Annotated in this window: 1 protein-coding gene and 1 pseudogene; one reads left to right on the top strand and one right to left on the bottom strand. The window is 68.4% G+C overall.

The genetic code is table 11. The annotated features are described in order from the left end of the window. Positions 1-203: 203 nt before the first annotated feature. Positions 204-369, top strand: a pseudogene (locus K7G59_RS35515) (ATP-binding protein); the annotation flags it as partial. A gap of 154 nt (positions 370-523) precedes the next feature. Here K7G59_RS35515 and K7G59_RS34370 read toward each other — a convergent pair. Then, a complete protein-coding gene (locus K7G59_RS34370; RefSeq protein ID WP_225840666.1) occupies positions 524-793 on the bottom strand; it encodes a hypothetical protein in 270 nt (89 codons plus the stop codon). Positions 794-924 lie beyond the last annotated feature (131 nt).

The raw sequence follows: 924 nt of genomic DNA, 5'->3' as shown, positions 1-924 counted from the left end.
GCACCGTATGGTGCGGGGCTTTCTTGCGTTTCGGATCCGGTCATGGGCCCTGGAGCGTCATCTGCGGCGCCTCGCGACCCGCATTACGTCCTCGCGGAACTCTTCCGGATATGGCGTGGGAACAGCGACATCCTTCCCACCCGCCCTACTGGGCAAGCCATTTCAGATGCCACCCGATCGTGCAGCAGACCGCGACGCTGCCCGCCGGCCGTGCTCCCGTTGCCAAGGAGCTGATCTTCGTCGGCTCCACCAAGTGGCTGGAGCAGTCACCCTTCGACCGGCACGACCGGGCAGCTCTCCACCGACACCGGGCCGCCCTCACCAGCCGCTTACGGCTCCGGCGATTTGCTGACCGCTTGGCCGCGGTGAGCGGCGGATTGCAGGCGAGGCAACGTGCGCTGTTTGCGGAAGATCGGGATGACGGACTGAGCGCGATCAGGCCGAAGACGTTGCGGCAACCGCAGACGGATGCCTGGGCGGTCGATGTCCGGGCATGACGGACGGGAGGCAAGGGCTGGCTCTGCTACGCGGGCCCACCGCTGAAAAGAAGCTCGTACGGCAGGTGATCGCCGTCCGGTACGCGGGGTATGTAGTCCGGGGCCGTGCGTGCAGCCACGGTCAGCAGGCGAGCGGCTGCCTCCTCCTCGGAGACGGGCGCGAGCCCGAGGGCGTGCAGGAGGCGCCCGCGCTCGGTGTCGAAGTCAAGGCGGTCAGCCCGGAGTTCCTCTCCCAGCTCACTGATCGCGAAACCCTTCGCCAGGTCCCGCCACAAGGGCAGTACGACGATGAGCATGATGGCCTCGGCGAGGTCAGCGCCGATCAGGCGGCCTCCTGGAGGGGGCCGCCTTCGCTGGGGTGTAGGTCGTCACCTCACGGGTTCGGGTTCCGGGACGGCGTCCGGCTGCGTCTCGCCCGCCGGGTCGG

Origin of the sequence: Streptomyces sp. NK08204 (assembly GCF_020400585.1) — a bacterium.
Lineage (GTDB): Bacteria > Actinomycetota > Actinomycetes > Streptomycetales > Streptomycetaceae > Streptomyces.
The sequence above is the reverse complement of the archived record's forward strand: the minus strand, read 5'-3'. Positions and strand labels throughout refer to the sequence as shown.

What these genes read in the sequence shown, in the direction of transcription:
- K7G59_RS34370 (WP_225840666.1), bottom strand. Translation starts at nt 793, where the DNA reads ATGCTCATCGTCGTACTGCCCTTGTGGCGGGACCTGGCGAAGGGTTTC.